This window comes from Algoriphagus sp. (assembly GCF_046296635.1).
Taxonomy (GTDB): domain Bacteria; phylum Bacteroidota; class Bacteroidia; order Cytophagales; family Cyclobacteriaceae; genus Algoriphagus.
On the sequence record NZ_JBKBKZ010000001.1, the window covers coordinates 217,831 to 234,779 of the forward strand.

Genomic DNA, 16,949 nt, shown 5'->3' on the forward strand with positions numbered 1-16,949 from the left:
AATGCAGGAAGAAATTCAAAAGCTTTTTGATCGGATGTGTGACCCCAAAGAATCCGATGCTTACTATTTTGCGGATAAACTTGGTGGTGTTGCAGATGAAGAGGCAAAATCAAAGTTGATTGAGCTGGTAAAAGGTGACAATTGGGAGCTTGCATATTTGGCTTGCCGATCACTATCCAAAACCAAATTTCAAGAGGAAGCCTTGGATGTGATTTTTGAAACCATTTTCGATAAAAAGAACAAATCAGTACAAGGTGCTTTCGTCCAAATCTTGGATGCATTTGATTTGAGCGATCGATTTGTTGATGTTTTTAAAGTTTATCTTTTCGGTAACTACAAGGCTTCCACTCTCGCTAAAGTTTACTTGGATGAGGTAGAATTTGACGTTACTCCACGTACAATTCGAAAAGCTGAAAAGCACTGGAATCATTATCTTCACAACCCTGAAGATGAGGGCAGTGTGGATGTGAAAAAATCAGAAGTGGAACCTATGTTGCAGGAAATGAGGGAATTATTTTCCTGAAGCCATACAACATTTTCATATTTCCTCAGTTTAATAAAGCATGAGGAAGCTGGAAGTAATTGAGTTACATCATCAGTTTTTTAACGATTTTGAGTTTGAATTTCACTCATCCAATTTGCTGTACAATAAAAAATTCACTCAAGGTCAGCAAGTAATTTTTGTACACTACACTGAATATCCAGATGCAAGTTATTTGGAGTATAATTTAGGGATTCGAATTCACGCCGTTGAGGAAATCATTAATCGATTCCTGCCATCACTCAGTGATTATTCTGAACGATCAATCACTCTAGTTCAGACTCCCGATAAAATCGGTAAAATAATCCCTAAACGATTTGTAATCGAAAATGACAGTCAATTGGCCGAAGCAATCATGGCCGCTGAAAAGTTTTTTGTGATGCATGGATTTTACTGGCTGGATGAAATGATTCAACCGGAAAATTTGGAGCGTGCTTTTGCTGAACGAAAAGATAAAGCCTTCAAAACCCAAAACTTTGTCTATAACTCATTTAGAGGGGTGACTTTAGCTAAACTATATAATCCCGCAGATTATCCGATTTTAAGACAGATATACTTGGAAAATATCAAGCAACGTGAAATGACTCCATTTACTATCGCATCATTTCTTCAGCTTTTAGACTATTTAGACCATCTGGAAGTTTGATCAAAACTTTCGCTTAACTCCTCTAACTGCCTCGGCACTTATTGGATCCTCCGGCCACTCATGTTTGGGATAGCGTCTTTTCAGCTCTTTCTTCACTTCGAAATAGCCATTTGCCCAAAAGCTCTTCAAGTCTTGAGTCAGTTGGACAGGCTTGTATCCTGGAGAAAGTAATTCGATTAACACTGAGACTTTTCCGGCATTGACTTTTGGTGTTTCCAAAAGTCCAAAAAGCTCCTGAAGCCGAACGGAAAGGAGGGGAGTTTCACCTTCTGACTTGTATTCAATTAAGATTTGACTTCCTGAAGGCACATTCAAATGCGTCTGTGCCAATTCGTTAAGTAATTGCTGCTGATCAAAAGTTAGACTGTGAAGAAGAATTGAAAAGAGATCCAACTTTTTCAAATCCTCATTTTTTGAAACATTCTCCAGATAAGGCTCAAGCCAATCTTTTGCATTCAAACACAAAGATTCAGAAGTCCAAAAAGGCCAATTTTGATCGGAATTCCAGCTTTTCAGGGATTGAACCCGAAAAATCAATTGTTCCACTTTTTCATTGAAATCCAACAACATTTCTCCATCCTCTGCAATTGCTTCCAAAATGGCGGCCCTAGCCGATCCTTTATCAAATTTCAGAAGAGGTCTCGTTCCTAAGATAATCGCACCGATTCGGATTTCTGAAAGTGCAATCAATCCTCCCTTTTTGCGATCCCATTCCAAAACCTCTTTGGTTTTAAGCATCGGAGCCAAATCCTTAGGGTTCAGCGGTGCCGCCATCCAGATTTTCCCTAAACCTTCTCTGGCATCTACATGAGCTACCGCTAACCATGATTCATGAGCCAAATCATCCTTGTGTCCAATTTGAGCTATTTTTCCATTTGCTAGCTGAAATTGCGCATTGTTTCCAGGTCGGGCTGCTGCGATTCGCTCAGGATAAGCGTAAGCTAAAAGTAAACCCGTCTGCCATGGATCTATTGGGTCATTTTCAGCTTGAATCCCGAACATTCTCCGATATTGGGAAGCTACCTTTTCGATTTTCTTGATTCTAGCCATATTAACCCCTCGGCTTCGGAATCTTCTCAAAGCTTCAATTCTTAAGTTCAAATCCACCCCTGAATCCTGCGGAAGTGGATCTCGTTCTTCCAAAACAGCAGCAATGTCTGTTGCCAAACCAAGTTGATCCATTCGCTTCGCAAAAATCAACATATGCGCAATGCGGGGATGACAGGGAACTTGATGGATTTCTTTTCCGTGCTCTGTCAGGTTGCCATTGACTATTGCATCGATGGATTCCAGCGTTTTTTCTGCCAAAGCTAAGGTTCCTGCTGGAGGTGGAGTCAACCAAGTCATCGATCGGATTTCCTGTTTTCCCCAAGCTTTCATATCCAAAACCAGTGCTGTCAAATCCGCTTCCATCAGTTCAGGAACTCGATATTCTGCGAGTTGCCCTTGGGTTGATTTAGTCCAAAGGCGATAGGAATGACCGGCGGTTAACCGGCCCGCTCTTCCACTACGTTGATCTGCAGAGTCCTTGCTGATCCTGTGCAGAACCAACCGTGAAAGCCCTGATCTTGCATCAAATCGATTAGATTTTGCAAAGCCCGAATCGACCACTACTTTGATTCCTTCGATAGTCAGTGAGGTTTCGGCGATGTCGGTAGAAAGGACGATTTTTCGCTTTCCTGAAGGGTGAGGAAGGATGGCTCGATTCTGCTCGGAAGGTGAAAGTTGGCCGAAAAGTGGTAGAACGACGGTATCCTGTAAGGCTCTTCGGAGGATTTCCTCTGCTTTCTTTATTTCTCCCTGACCAGGTAAAAAGACCAAAAAATCCCCATCGTGAATTTTGGTAAGAGGGATGATTTGTCTTGCTGCATCTTCACCAATTGCATATTCGTCGACTTCGTTCAAGTAATTAACTTCGACAGGATATTGTCTGCCTTTACTTTGGATGACTTGGGCACCCAAAAGACCCGAAAGTTGCTCTGCATCGATTGTGGCCGACATCAGCAAAATCCGAAGATCAGGTCGTAACACTTGTTGAATCTCCCGACAAAGTGCCAATGCAACTTCAGAATGAAGATTTCGCTCATGGAATTCATCAAAGATCACCAGTCCGACATTTTCCAACGCATTGTCTGAATGCATCATTCGGGTGAGGATTCCTTCGGTGATTACCTCGATTTTTGTTTTGGCGGAAATAGCTGATTCAAATCGAATTCGATAGCCAATGGTATCCCCGAGATCTTCTCCGAGCATACTTGACATTCGTTGAGCAATGCTTTTGGTGGCCAATCTCCTTGGCTCCAGCATGATGATTTTCTTGCCCTCAAGCCAAGTTTCGTCTAAAAGTGTAAGGGGTAAAAGTGTACTCTTTCCTGCCCCAGGAGGTGCTTGAATGATTAGGAAATTTTCTTGGGAAAGGTGGGTTATGACCTGAGGGATAATCTCTGCTACCGGAAGGTCGAAGGAATTGGCGTCAAAATTTTTAAGCATGTGCTGCAAAAATAGGTATTCTTATGTTGGCAGGGAATCCTAGTCTGGAAAGTATCTGGTAAATGGGCAGAAGAGAATGTTTTTAGTCTTAATTTTACAGTTTCGGATTTATCAGAGAAATGAATTTTACCCCTTTCCTTTTTGCAATAATTTTAAAAGATGATCATCAGAAAAGCTCTGTTTCAAGATTCAGAAACAATCGCATCATTGTTAATGCTAGCTACAGGAGAGGTCATTTACAGATTTATCGCTGAGCGAAATGCCCAAAAAGCGAAAGGCTTTTTGCTTCAATTTGTAAAATGCCAAAACACTCAGTACTCCTACCAGAACTGTTATGTGATCGAGGATGAAGGGGAAATTCTAGGAGCTTTACTAGCATATGATGGAGCAAAATTGCACGAATTACGAAAGCCTGTTTTGGATTACATTCATCAGCATTTCGACCCTCATTTACTGGTGGAAGATGAAACTCAAGCGGGTGAGTTTTATATTGATTCAATAGGGGTATTGCCAAATCAGCAGGGAAAGGGTATTGGCGCTAGACTAATTCAATATGTCATTAGTGAACAAATTTTCAAAAAAGGCCGGACACTAGGTCTTCTTGTTGATAAGACTAATCCCGGAGCTAAAAGACTTTACCAAAAATTGGGATTTGAGTCAGTTGGGGAGAAAAATCTTTTGGGAATCACTCTTGAACATTTGCAACTGAAAAGTTCAACCGGAGAATAGAAACTCGGCTTTCCAAAAGCAAAAAACCACCAAGCTTTCGCCCGGTGGTCTCTAAATGGATTTTTTAAAGAATTAAGAACCGATTTTAGCAGCTGCTTTACCGTATTCCCATCTTACTTCAAAGCCATCAGACTTCACTTCGTAAACCAATCTTTCTTCCATAGTAGAAGTCTGGGCCGAAGGGACGCTAACTCGCAATGCATCTTCTTTTGCATCATACGTATAGGCTCCCCACTGTTTTGCCACTTTATTGAAGATCAAAGTGGACTCATACTCTCCAGGAATAATGAAGAAGCTATACGTACCAGCTGGAAGTTTTTTGCCTTCTACCATAATGTCCTTTTCGGTGGTGAATGTAGTGGCATCATCAGCACCGGCTCTCCAAACTTGACCTAGAGGGACCAAATCACCCCAAATTGTACGACCCTTGACAGCTGGAGAAGAATAGTTGATAGTAATCTTTGATCCTCCAGCAGTACCTTCAGACGTTCTGGCTGGGCTTGCTTTTTCTTGTGCAGTAGCTGAAAAAGCTACAAATGCCATTAGCGCAAATGCAAACAGACTTTTTTTCAAATTCATGGTTTTGATGTAGTTTAATTATTTTTAAAGAATGGTTTTTTGATAAATTGTTCTTGTCTTCCTACTGACAAAATAGACAAAAGGTTTTTAGATTTTTACCCAAGCCTGTTTTTTGTGACTTTCTACAATCCGCTCTCCAATAATCAACTCTCTCAAACCGCTTGCAAAAGTCGGGTAGGAAGGATTATCGGGCTGCTTGCCCGTTAGAATCGCTGCATAGACCTCTTTAAACATCTGCTTAGAAGTATCCGGGAATCCTTCATTGTGACCTCCCGGAAAACTAATCAAGGCTGATGCTTCAGGATAAGCCAAACCAGGATCTTTCATCAGCTGCTCGTTTGCTTTTTCCCGCTTTCCAATCCAAAGTTCATTTGGTCGTTCTGAATTGAATTCAATATTAGACTTGGAACCCGCGATCTCGATATTCAGACGGTTTTTGCGGCCGGCACTGACTTGAGAGACAGTGATCGAGCCTTTGGAACCGTTATCAAAACGAAGCAAAACCGTTGCATGATCTTCTGTATTGATTGGAACTTCTGCGTAATCGGATGCTTGAAGTTTTTTGTCTGAATAAGTTTCAACAGCTTTCAAAGGCTTCAATCGAGTCTTATGAACTGTGGAGAAATCGGCCATCACTTCGGTGATTTTCAAGCCAGTCACATATTCTGTGATGTCAAGCAAGTGAGAACCGATATCTGCAATCGCTCTTGAATCTCCGGATTTGTCCGGTTCCAGTCTCCAGTTGTAGTCAGTTTGAAAGAAAAGCCAATCCTGAAGGTATGAGCCCATCACAGAATAAACCTCACCCAAATCGCCTTTTTCGCGCATGGTTTTCATCTGCCGAACCATCGGATAGTAGCGCAGATTGAAGTGGACAGCATTGACTAAGCCTGTAGCAGAAGCAATTTTCACCAATTCTTCTGCTTCTTCTATTTTGACTGCCAGTGGTTTTTCACAGATGACATGCTTTTCAGATTCTAGGACAGCTTTTGCTTGCGCAAAGTGAAGGAAATTCGGCGTGCAGATGTGGACGACATCAATATCGTCCTGCTTTAGCATTTCGTCAAAAGTATAAGCTCTAGGAATGCCAAGGAGTTTTGCCTTTTCATTGGCGAGTTCTTGAGTAACTTCGCAAAGTGCTACTACTTCGACATAGGGTAATCTTCTAAGTGCCTCAAGATGAGCAGGACCGATAAATCCGGTGCCTACAATGGCAGCTTTGATAGTTTGGGACATAGGTTTAGGGTTTTGTTAAAAAACAGAAGGATCGAAGATAAATAAATAATTTTCAAGAATCAGGCCGTGAAATCAAACAATTAAGCAGAAAAATATTGAACTTTTAGCTCAACCAAGACTAAAAGATGAATTTTTGGAGGAAAAGAACTCAAGCATTTGATTTTCAAATTACCAGAAAATGTAAGCACTGCGAGGCGTCTTTTCAAGGCAAATTCTGCAACATCTGCGGTGAAAAAGTGCTGGAAAAAGAGGATCAAACACTTAAAAATTATCTACTTAATCTTCTTAATGCCTATACGTTTATAGATGGGAAATTTTTCAATAGTTTAAAAACACTTACTCTAAATCCAGGAAAAATAACAGCTGATATCTCAGATGGAATAACTGTACCCTATATGCAGCCCATTTCCTTTTTCGTTCCTTCTATTCGTCGAGTGATGGAATTCACTTGGTGGAGAAGTATTCTTGGAGGAATTTTGCTGGTCTCAGCGCTGATCGTAGTTATTACGATTTACCGACTCACGCTTTTTTTGGCCACATTTTATACGCTTTGAGATGAAAAACTTGAATAAATCATCCCGATTTGAATACATAAATATAACCATACTCCTAATCCGATTTTGGCTTGGAACGGTCATGCTCAAACATAGCGGAACTTATCTTTTTCAAGGAAAAGTACCAGAACTGGCTGTTTTTCTTGATTCTTTAAATTGGCCATATCCTTTATTTATGGCTTATGCCTCCCAAATCACAGAGTTTCTAGCAGCGATCTTGATTTTGATTGGAATCCGAATTGGTGCTTGGGTCATGGCTTTCACACTTGGAATAGCTGTGATTTTTGCTCATTCAGGAAAAATCTATTCAGAGGCAGAGTTACCCTTCAATTACTTTTTGATGAGCCTAGTACTTAGTTTGATTGGTTGTGGAAATCCTAGTTTTGATAGGTTTTTTTCAAAAAAGCGAAATAAGTATTAGAAATGAGCTCAAAATCAGATTTTTTGATTCATTCATCCCTAAGTACTGCAACTCATCCAAAAACCAGGCAACTGACCTGAATTACAATTCGATAAGCCGAAAATATTCTATATCTTAAAACTCTGAATAAACTCAAAACTCATGGCAAACTTTAATCTGAAAATCAATGGAAAGTCCCACTCCGTCGATGTAGATGACGATACTCCACTTTTGTGGGTTCTTCGGGATCACTTGGGATTGGTCGGTACTAAATTTAGCTGCGGGATCGCTCAGTGCGGTGCTTGCACTGTTCATATTAATGGGAACGCAACTTTTTCCTGTTTGACACCTGTCTCCAGTATCGGCAACTCTGAGGTATTAACAATTGAGGGGCTTTCTGAGAAAGGTGATCATCCTGTCCAAAAAGCATGGGCAGAAGTAGATGTCGCCCAGTGCGGTTTTTGCCAATCAGGTCAAATCATGACCGCTGTTGCACTATTGAAAAGCAATCCAAGTCCTAGCATGGACGATATTGATAATGCGATGAACCGAAATATCTGTCGATGTGGTACCTATCATAAAATTCGCGAGGCTGTCGCTCTAGCCGCTAAAACCAAATAATCATGGCAACACTAACGAAAGCAAGCAGAAGAGACTTCCTCAAAATTGCAGGAACCTCAGTAGGGGGATTAGTTATCGGTTTTAGCTGGTATAGCTGTGATTCTCCAAAAATGGAGGTGCTCAGTACAGATGAAATTCTTTCCCAAGCCAAGTCATTCAATAGCTATTTGTCAATTTCTCCAACTGGAGATGTAGTGATTTATTCTCCAAATCCAGAGTTGGGACAAAACATAAAGACCTCCTTCCCGATGGTGGTCGCAGAGGAATTAGAGGCTGATTGGGAAAAAGTGCGAGTCGTGCAAGCCAATCTGGATCCGGCCAAATATGATCGTCAGTTAACCGGTGGGTCCGGTGCAATGCCGCATAGCTGGGAGCGCTTGAGAAAAGCAGGAGCGACCGCCAAGTTTGTTTTGGTAGCAGCTGCCGCAAAAGCTTGGAATGTTGATGCCTCAGAAATCACAGTTGAAAAAGGAATCATTTCTCACAAAGGATCTGGAAAAAGTGGTCATTTCGGAGAATTTGTAACTGAAGCTGCCGCAATGACGGCACCTGAAGAAGTGACCCTGAAAGATAAAAAAGACTTCAAAATCATTGGAACCGAAGTAAAAAATGTGGACGCCAAAGAAATGTACACAGGCAAGCCAATGTATGGTTTGGATTTTTATCGAGAAGGTATGCTTCATGCGATGATACAGCGGGCACCTTTTGGGATGAAAATCAAATCTGTTGATGATTCTGCAGCTAGGGGAGTTTCTGGAGTTAAAGATGTGGTGACATTTGGAACAAGTGTGGCAGTAGTAGGAGAGTCTACATGGCCATTGCTGAAGGCTAAAAAGCTGCTACGAATCGACTATGAACCAGACGGACCAGTTGAAAGCACTTCAGATCATGATCGTATTTTTGCCGACTTGATGGCAAATGCCAAAGGTGATGTCAAGCGAAAAGATGGAGATTTTGTTTCTGCAATAAAAGGTGCTGCTCAAGTGATAACTGCTGAATATCAGTGCCCTTTTATTGCACACTCGCCGATGGAGCCTGAAAATTTCTTCGCTCACGTACAGGGAGATAAAGTAGAGCTGATAGGTCCAACACAGACACCTGATAGAGCAAGACAAGCTACTGCCCAACTTTTAGGCATTCCTCTTGAGAATATTACTGTTGAGCTAACTAGACTAGGGGGAGGATTTGGAAGGAGACTTCGCGCAGACTTTGTGGAAGAGGCGGTGGAAGTTTCCCGAGCTATGAATGCCCCGGTAAAAGTTACTTGGAGCCGTGAGGATGAATTGACCGGTGGCGCCTATCGACCGGCGGTCCGATATCGATTTGAAGCTGGTTTGGATGAATCAGGCAATATGATAGCATACAAACTTCGAGGCGTTGGAATGAATGCAGGTAACTGTACCAGAGAAAATAACTTCCCGTCCGGAGCTGTCGCCAATGTATTGATCGAAAGTATTGAACACAAGTCAAGTGTTACAACCAACGCTTGGAGGGCTCCGATCACGAATTTCTTAGCTTATGCCGAGCAAAGTTTTTTGGATGAAGTAGCGCTTGCAGCTGGAAAAGATCCGGTTCAGTTTCGCTTGGATTTGTTAGACCAAGCCAAAACTTCACCAGTTGGTGGAGATTTGGGATATGATGCTGATCGAATGATTGGAGTAATAAAAGCCGCAGCAGAAAAATCCAATTGGGGTAAAGATCCAAATGTGAAGCAAGGCTTTAGCGTTTACTATTCTCACAGATCTTATGTAGCTCAGGTTGCAGATATTGCAATGGAAGGAGGAACTCCAGTACTTAAGAAAGTAACTGCAGTAACAGATTGTGGAATGGTAGTGAATCCTATTGGTGCTAACCATCAAGTTCGCGGTGGAATTGTGGATGGAATGGGACATGCGATGTATGGTAATCTGACCTTCGAAAATGGAGTTCCAAAGCAGAAAAACTTCGATTCGTATCGCTTGATCCGGATGAAGGAAGTTCCAGAAATCGACACTCATTTCTTAGACACGGGATTTGACCCGACAGGATTAGGAGAACCAGCTTTGCCCCCTACAGGAGGAGCGATTGCGAATGCTATTTTCTCTGCAACGGGCAGAAGACTTCGAAGTCAACCATTTATTGAGCAAAAAGAATTCTCTGATATTAAAATGGAGATTCGAAGAGCTTAAAAATTTGATATTTGATAGTTGAATTCAATTCAAGGTTATGCTGCTTCTCCGGAAGCAGCATTTTTTATTTTTAACCATTAAGGAAATTAAGGGCATTTAGTTTTGGGATTTCAATCGTTTTTGAGGTATTCCCATTTTAAAAAATCGGAAAAGCTTAAATGTGAATCACTTAATTTTCTAAACTCTCTTAATGGTAAAAAAAAGACCTGCTAGGTTTTTACAATCTGTTAGGTCTTGTATTTGTTTGTGGTTATGCTGCTTCTCCGGAAGCAGCATTTTTTATTTTTAACCATTAAGGAAATTAAGGGCATTTAGTTTTGGGATTTCAATCGTTTTTGAGGTATTCCCATTGTAAAAAATCGAAAAAGCTTAAATGTGAATCACTTAATTTTCTAAACTCTCTTAATGGTAAAAAAAATAACCTGTTAGGTTTTTACAATCTGTTAGGTCTTGTATTTGTTTGTGGTTATGCTGCTTCTCCGGAAGCAGCATTTTTTATTTTTAACCATTAAGGAAATTAAGGGCATTTAGTTTTGGGATTTCAATCGTTTTTGAGGTATTCCCATTGTAAAAAATCGGAAAAGCTTAAATGTGAATCACTTAATTTTCTAAACTCTCTTAATGGTAAAAAAAATAACCTGTTAGGTTTTTACAATCTGTTAGGTCTTGTATTTGTTTGTGGTTATGCTGCTTCTCCGGAAGCAGCATTTTTTATTTTTAACCATTAAGGAAATTAAGGGCATTTAGTTTTGGGATTTCAATCGTTTTTGAGGTATTCCCATTGTAAAAAATCGGAAAAGCTTAAATGTGAATCACTTAATTTTCTAAACTCTCTTAATGGTAAAAAAAAGACCTGCTAGGTTTTCAAAACCTGGCAGGTCTCAAAATTAGATTAGCTTTTCAGCCTCCGATTTCAAAATCTCATTTTCATCAGTTCTGCATGACTCGATAAAGTCTGAAATCTCTTGGTTTTTAACTTGACCATTTTTCAGCAAAACACCCAAAGCCAATAATACACCGATTCGAGTTCCTACTTTTTTCGAAGCGGTATTGAATAGCGGTTCGATTTCCTCATAGCTTACTTCCTTAGCAAATTCTCTAATCGAGTTCATAGCTGTTTCCAGCTTTTCTCCGGAGAGGTTGGTGAGCTTTTTACTTATTTGTTGAATCTCGTTCAAAGCCGATCGCTGTCCTTGAGGTTGGGCAGGAGATTGTGGCTTTGGTTGATTTTGAGGAGGAGTTGCGGGATTTTGCTTTGCCCAAGAGTCTTTCAATCCTACAGTTTTATTAAATACCAGACTTCCTTCTTTGGAATCAAGATCCAAGTTGAAATATCCTAATCTCTGGAATTGGTATTTGTCTTGAAATGTGGCATTTGCTAAAAACGGCTCCAAATAAGCATTTTTAATGATCCTTAGGGAGTCAGGATTAAGAAAATCCATAAAGCTTTTTTCTTCATGAGAATCCGGCGCTTCATCCACAAACAGTCGATCATATTCCCGTACTTCTCCTTGAATAGCATGAGCTATTGATACCCAGTGAAGTGTTCCTTTTACCTTACGAATACTTGCTTCAGAACCACTTCCTGATCTGGATTCAGGGTCATAGGAGCAGTGAATTTCAAGGATATTTCCAGTTTCATCTTTAACCACAGACTCAGCTTTGATAATGTAGGCACTTTTCAATCGAACTTCCCCTCCAAGAGATAGCCTAAAGAAATTTTTACCACCATCTTCCTTAAAATCTTCCCGCTCGATATACAGTTCCCTCGAAAAAGGCACCTCATGACTACCTGAATCGGGATTCTCAGGGTTGTTTTCGGCGGAAAGCATTTCTACTTTGCCTTCAGGATAGTTAGTTATAATAAGCTTGACCGGATCAAGAACTGCCATCACTCGAGTGGCGATTTTATTCAAATCCTCACGGACGCAGAACTCCAGTAAAGAAACATCGGTCACGTTGTCCCGCTTTGCGATTCCAGCGATATCACTGAAATTCCGAATTGAATCCGGCGTATAGCCGCGTCGTCGCAATCCTGAAATAGTCGGCATTCGAGGATCATCCCAGCCTGCTACAACTTTATTCTGTACCAATTCGAGCAGTTTTCGCTTACTCATCACCGTATAGCTGAGATTTCGACGTGCAAATTCCCGCTGCTTCGGTCGCAAGAGTTTAGGATCATAAATTTGATCAATGTACCAGTCGTACAGTTCGCGGTGCGCTTTAAATTCCAGGGTGCAAAGTGAATGAGAAACCTGTTCGATATAGTCTGATTCGCCGTGGGCCCAATCATACATCGGATAGATGCACCACTTATTTCCGGTACGGTGGTGATGCGCATTAATGATTCGATACAAAATCGGATCACGCATGTGCATGTTAGGAGATGACATGTCGATTTTGGCACGAAGAACATAACTTCCGGCAGTAAATTCTCCATTTTTCATTCGCTCAAAAAGATCCAAGCTCTCTGAAATTGGACGATTCCGATAAGGACTTGCAGTTCCAACAGTGGTTGGAGTACCTTTTTGCGCAGCTATTTGTTCTGAAGTTTGCTGATCGACATAGGCTTTGTTTTCTTTAATCAACTGAACTGCCCAATCGTGGAGCTGCTGAAAATAATCAGAAGCATAGCATTCGTTAGCCCATCTGAAACCCAACCATGAGATATCACGCTTAATTGCATCTACATATTCCTGTTCCTCTTTGGAAGGGTTGGTATCGTCAAATCGCAGATTAACAGGTGCATTGTACTTTTCGCCAAGGCCAAAGTTCAGACAAATCGATGCCGCATGTCCGATATGTAGGTAGCCGTTTGGTTCTGGAGGAAATCGAAAGCGAAGTTTTTCTTGAGGAAATCCATTTGAAAGGTCTTCTTCGATGATATGTTCTATAAAATTCAGTGATTCTGTCATAGCCTAAAATTCAAGGCCAAAATTACTTCAAATGCTAGGAATTGCAACCAAAAGCAAGATTCTATCCGGTCTTTTCAGCGATTTCAAAAAGATTGAATTTAGGATTATATCCATTGAATATTTTCTCTAGCCACTTGAGTTTTGTATCAAAAAATGTTTTATCGCTCATAGAAGAAGCAGATTTGTGAATCCTGCTGATGAGGAAAAAATCCTGCTAAAAAATTGATAAAGGGACTAATGGTCAATTACCCGAATGTTAGGCAAAATGACAATTATCGGCTCACCCTTATTTTTAGGTCTTTGTAAGCCAATCTAATGCGTTTATTTTTTTTATTCCGTTATATGTACCTGTGTCGTAGTCCATTGTAATTAAAAGTTTTTCGTGATGGTCTGCAATACTTTCTAATGGCGCTAACTCACGTTCTAAAGTCGTTGCGTTATGTATTGTTTGCGAAACTTGTATGTATTGTGTAAAACCTTTGTTGTTACGAACAACAAAATCAATTTCTAAATTGTTGGTTTTCCCTATCCATATTTGGTTATTTCTGCGTTTTAACTCAAGATAAATTATATTTTCAAGTAAATGTCCTGCATCGCTTGACAATTCTTTTCCAAGTAATGCGTTTCGAAAACCTAAATCCACCAAATAGTATTTTTCTTGCGTTGCCAAATGTTGTTTGCCTTTGATGTCATAACGATTTACTTTGTAAAACAAATAGGCTTCAACCAAAGTATCAATGTATTTTGATACCGTTTTGTTGTCTATTTTCTTTTTGTTTGACGTTAAAACTTTGGCAATGTTTCCTGCAGAAACGCTTGAACCAACTGAATCTAGTAAGAAGTTTACAACTTCCTGATATGATTCTTCGGCATAAATAGTATAGCGTTTAGAAATATCGTTGTCGTAAATGTTTTTGAAAACCATTTGCAAATATTCATTCGCAAAATGATTTCCGTCTGCTGAAAGTCTTACAGCTTCGGGAAAACCACCTGTACGCACATATCCGGCAAAAGCACGGTCAGGGTTTGTAGTTTTGCCTGTGAACTCTAAATATTCAGCAAAAGAAAAAGGCAATACATTTATTTCATAAGCTCTACCCGTGAGCAAAGTTGCCAATTCGCTTGATAATAAAAATGCGTTTGAACCTGTAACATACAAATCAATGTTTGGATGAACATACAAGCCTTCCAACAGTTTTTCAAACTCGGAAACGTTTTGGACTTCGTCTATAAATACATAATTGATTACATTTTTTTTAAGGTGTTTAATAATATAATCGTAAATCTCCTTCCAACTCTTTTCTGCTAAAAATCGAAATTCAGGCATATCCATATTTATTGCCACAATGGAAATTTTGCCATTTTCTCTACGCAAAAAGTCTTGAAATTGTGTCATTAAAGTTGATTTTCCACAGCGCCTAACGCCTGTGGCCACCTTTATTAAATTCTTGTCTTTAAGAACACTAAGAATATCCAAGTACCGATTGCGTGTTAAAGTTTGCATAGGTTAAAGATAATTGAAATTCCTAAAACTATTAAAAAATACAAACTTTTAGGAATTTTAAAATTTGATTTTGTTCAAATTTGGGTTATCGTATTTCAAATGTCTAGGGCCTTCCCATCAAAAATCGGTTGATTCAATGCTATTGATGTTTGTTTTGCGATGTTGTTTTTGAGTGACCGAATAACTAGGATCATGCATTTGAGATCTAAATCTCATCCATCTCCCGACTCGGCCAATAAGCACCGATCAACTTTATCTTTTCGGATTCAGGATCAATTTCAAAGGTCATTTTCATCTCTTCTTTGGCTTGGTCATGAATAGCCAAGCAGGCATTAAAGTGTACCAAATCAAATTCAAGTGTAAATGAACCAGTAGTTTCTGATTCAAAATTCAAATCCGGTTTGAGTTTAACTTTCTCTGCAACTGCTCCCTCTTTTTTATAATAGTAGGACAGAAAAATACCCAAGTCTTTTTCCTTTTCTTTTAAAAGTGATTCCAAATCCTCTTTTGGAGTCTTGGATGTAGGAAAATCAAAAGACCATGTTTCTTGCATAATGTTAAATTGTAAACACAAGTTACTTCAATCCTTTGAGTATGGCGTGACTGAATGCATTATTTTAGTCCATTGAAATCAAGCATGATCCAATCAAACACAGGTATGATTATCTGCCATGCGAAGATTCCACCTGCCTGCTGGCAGGCAGGTGTGGCATTAAAGAAAAATTATAAACACATGAACTACCCGACTTACCTCGACTACAACTCAACTACTCCCTGTGCACCCGAAGTCATTGATGCAATGCTCCCTTTTTTCGGAGCCAATTTCGGAAATGCGGCGAGCAAAAATCATCCTTACGGCTGGGTTGCGGAAAATGCAGTGGATGAGGCTCGAGAGAAAGTAGCGCAATTAATTGGTGCAAAATCAAAGGAAATCATTTTTACATCTGGAGCTACGGAATCCATCAATCTTGGAATAAAGGGAACTTTTGAGGCTTATCTGGGAGAAAAGCAGCATTACATCACCTGCCAAACAGAACACAAAGCGGTGTTAGATACTTTCGCCGAAATTGAGAAAAGAGGAGCCGAGGTCACCTATTTACCTGTGAATTTAATTGGCGAAATAAACTTGGAAAAACTTGAAAATACCATACTTCCCCATACCAAAATGATCTGCCTCATGTGGGCAAATAATGAGACTGGCTATATTCACCCTGTTCAAAAAATCGCTGAATTAGCTGAATCGAGAAACATTATCTTTTTCATAGATGCGGTGCAAGCGGCGGGGAAGATCTCTGTTTCGACACAAAGAATTCACCTGATGGCGATTTCAGCGCATAAGCTTTACGGTCCAAAAGGTGTTGGGGCGCTTTATGTGCGTCACAATCATGAATTGCCCAAGCCATTGGCACAAATCCACGGAGGAGGACATGAGAAAGGCATGCGATCAGGAACGCTGAATGTTCCCGGAATAGTGGGTTTTGGGAAAGCTGCGGAACTTCGACTTACTGAAATGAAAGCTGAAGGAAAGCGATTGGAAATCCTAAGAAATCAACTTGAAAAAGGGTTGTTAGAAATCTCAGATACGTTTATTAATGGTAGTCAGGAAAATCGCCTTTCCCATGTAACCAATATCGCTTTTGGTGGAGTAGAAGGAGAGGATTTGCTCAAAAAGGTCAACCAAAAAATAGCAGTCAGTTCAGGTTCGGCTTGTACTTCCATTTCACCGAAACCCAGTCATGTGCTTCAGGCGATGGGTTTAAATTCCGATTTAGGAAGAGCTTCGATTCGCTTTAGTTTAGGTAGAAATACAAGTGAAGCTGATATAGAATTCACTTTGGAATGGGTGAAAAAGAAGATGGGTGAATTGAGAAAAAACTCATAAGTATTTAATATCAATCAACCTATCCTAGTTCATTTAGTATATTCAATTATGGAAACTGAAAAGCCACACATAGTAAACGAACCCGACATCGAATACGGGGTCTATTCCTATGCTGATTATTTGACTTGGCAATTTGATGAAGTGGCTGAACTGATTAAAGGAAAAATATTTAAAAAGGCCGCTGCTGCGCCAAAGCGAATTCATCAGCGGGTGTCAGCAAAACTTCTAACAAGGCTTTTTACTTACTTAGAAGGAAAAACCTGTCAAGTTTATGATGCGCCCTTTGATGTTCGATTCACAAAGGGATCGAAGGAAGATTGTAAAATTAACGATGTCGTTCAGCCGGACATTTGTGTAATATGCGATCCGGTAAAGCTGGATGATCGAGGATGTATCGGAGCACCGGATTTAATTGTGGAAATCCTTTCTCCAGGAAATAGCAAAACTGAACTGAAGCACAAATTTGAGCTCTACGAGTCCAATGGAGTGAAGGAATATTGGGTGATTCATCCTGAAAATCAGAATCTTCTCATTTATACACTTACAGACCGAAAATATGTACCATCACCACTATTGACTTCAGGTGACATTGTAGAATCAGTTGCTGTAGAAGGTTTTAAGCTGGATTTGGAAGACTTTTTTAGAGATATAGAGTAATATTTTCCTCACAGATAACTCAGATTT

Annotated in this window: 15 protein-coding genes; 9 read left to right on the forward strand and 6 right to left on the reverse strand. The window is 40.0% G+C overall.

Annotated elements, in window-relative coordinates:
• Position 1 precedes the first annotated feature (1 nt).
• Together ACK4HU_RS01000 and ACK4HU_RS01005 are read left to right on the forward strand one after the other, a co-directional pair.
• Entirely contained in the window at positions 2–523 is a 522-nt protein-coding gene (locus tag ACK4HU_RS01000) for a HEAT repeat domain-containing protein (RefSeq protein ID WP_409802953.1), read from the forward strand.
• A gap of 40 nt (positions 524–563) precedes the next feature.
• On the forward strand, positions 564–1,187 hold the full coding sequence (locus tag ACK4HU_RS01005; protein WP_409802955.1) for a hypothetical protein: 624 nt from the start codon (positions 564–566) through the stop codon (positions 1,185–1,187).
• Here ACK4HU_RS01005 and hrpB read toward each other — a convergent pair whose 3' ends face one another.
• On the reverse strand, positions 1,188–3,677 hold the full coding sequence (hrpB, locus tag ACK4HU_RS01010) for an ATP-dependent helicase HrpB (RefSeq protein WP_409802956.1): 2,490 nt from the start codon (positions 3,675–3,677) through the stop codon (positions 1,188–1,190).
• A gap of 159 nt (positions 3,678–3,836) precedes the next feature.
• Between hrpB and ACK4HU_RS01015 the strand changes: the two genes are divergently transcribed.
• Positions 3,837–4,406, forward strand: coding sequence for a GNAT family N-acetyltransferase (locus ACK4HU_RS01015; RefSeq protein WP_409802958.1), 570 nt, complete (start codon positions 3,837–3,839; stop codon positions 4,404–4,406).
• A 72-nt stretch (positions 4,407–4,478) separates the two neighbouring features.
• On the opposite strand, the gene ACK4HU_RS01020 is transcribed toward ACK4HU_RS01015, so the two are convergent.
• Both ACK4HU_RS01020 and ACK4HU_RS01025 read right to left on the reverse strand, forming a co-directional pair.
• The gene (locus ACK4HU_RS01020) at positions 4,479–4,985 is read right to left on the reverse strand and encodes a DUF2911 domain-containing protein (RefSeq protein ID WP_409802960.1); all 507 of its coding nucleotides are present in this window, start codon (positions 4,983–4,985) and stop codon (positions 4,479–4,481) included.
• An 87-nt stretch (positions 4,986–5,072) separates the two neighbouring features.
• The gene (locus ACK4HU_RS01025) at positions 5,073–6,221 is read right to left on the reverse strand and encodes a Gfo/Idh/MocA family protein (RefSeq protein ID WP_409802961.1); all 1,149 of its coding nucleotides are present in this window, start codon (positions 6,219–6,221) and stop codon (positions 5,073–5,075) included.
• Positions 6,222–6,346: 125 nt separating this feature from the next.
• On the opposite strand from ACK4HU_RS01025, the gene ACK4HU_RS01030 reads away from it, so the two are divergent.
• The 4 genes from ACK4HU_RS01030 to ACK4HU_RS01045 all read left to right on the forward strand — a co-directional run bounded on the left by ACK4HU_RS01030 (position 6,347) and on the right by ACK4HU_RS01045 (position 9,964).
• Positions 6,347–6,775, forward strand: a complete 429-nt coding sequence (locus ACK4HU_RS01030; RefSeq protein WP_409802963.1) for a DUF3667 domain-containing protein — start codon at positions 6,347–6,349, stop codon at positions 6,773–6,775.
• A gap of 10 nt (positions 6,776–6,785) precedes the next feature.
• Positions 6,786–7,196 carry a DoxX family protein gene (locus tag ACK4HU_RS01035; RefSeq protein ID WP_409802964.1) on the forward strand — a complete coding sequence of 137 codons (411 nt, stop codon included), beginning with the start codon at positions 6,786–6,788 and terminating at the stop codon, positions 7,194–7,196.
• Between the two features lie 141 nt (positions 7,197–7,337).
• Entirely contained in the window at positions 7,338–7,796 is a 459-nt protein-coding gene (locus ACK4HU_RS01040) for a (2Fe-2S)-binding protein (RefSeq protein WP_409802966.1), read from the forward strand.
• Positions 7,797–7,798: 2 nt separating this feature from the next.
• Positions 7,799–9,964: a molybdopterin cofactor-binding domain-containing protein gene (locus tag ACK4HU_RS01045; RefSeq protein WP_409802968.1), complete on the forward strand. Its 2,166-nt coding sequence runs from the start codon at positions 7,799–7,801 to the stop codon at positions 9,962–9,964.
• An 887-nt stretch (positions 9,965–10,851) separates the two neighbouring features.
• Here ACK4HU_RS01045 and ACK4HU_RS01050 read toward each other — a convergent pair.
• The 3 genes from ACK4HU_RS01050 to ACK4HU_RS01060 form a co-directional block, all read right to left on the reverse strand.
• Positions 10,852–12,879, reverse strand: a complete 2,028-nt coding sequence (locus ACK4HU_RS01050) for a glutamine--tRNA ligase/YqeY domain fusion protein (RefSeq protein WP_409802969.1) — start codon at positions 12,877–12,879, stop codon at positions 10,852–10,854.
• A 292-nt stretch (positions 12,880–13,171) separates the two neighbouring features.
• The gene (locus ACK4HU_RS01055; protein WP_409802971.1) at positions 13,172–14,383 is read right to left on the reverse strand and encodes an ATP-binding protein; all 1,212 of its coding nucleotides are present in this window, start codon (positions 14,381–14,383) and stop codon (positions 13,172–13,174) included.
• A 205-nt stretch (positions 14,384–14,588) separates the two neighbouring features.
• A complete protein-coding gene (locus ACK4HU_RS01060) occupies positions 14,589–14,936 on the reverse strand; it encodes a hypothetical protein (protein ID WP_409802972.1) in 348 nt (115 codons plus the stop codon).
• A gap of 180 nt (positions 14,937–15,116) precedes the next feature.
• On the opposite strand from ACK4HU_RS01060, the gene ACK4HU_RS01065 reads away from it, so the two are divergent.
• Together ACK4HU_RS01065 and ACK4HU_RS01070 are read left to right on the forward strand one after the other, a co-directional pair.
• Positions 15,117–16,265, forward strand: coding sequence for a cysteine desulfurase family protein (locus ACK4HU_RS01065; RefSeq protein WP_409803198.1), 1,149 nt, complete (start codon positions 15,117–15,119; stop codon positions 16,263–16,265).
• Positions 16,266–16,313: 48 nt separating this feature from the next.
• Positions 16,314–16,922, forward strand: coding sequence for a Uma2 family endonuclease (locus ACK4HU_RS01070; protein ID WP_409802973.1), 609 nt, complete (start codon positions 16,314–16,316; stop codon positions 16,920–16,922).
• Positions 16,923–16,949: the final 27 nt, after the last annotated feature.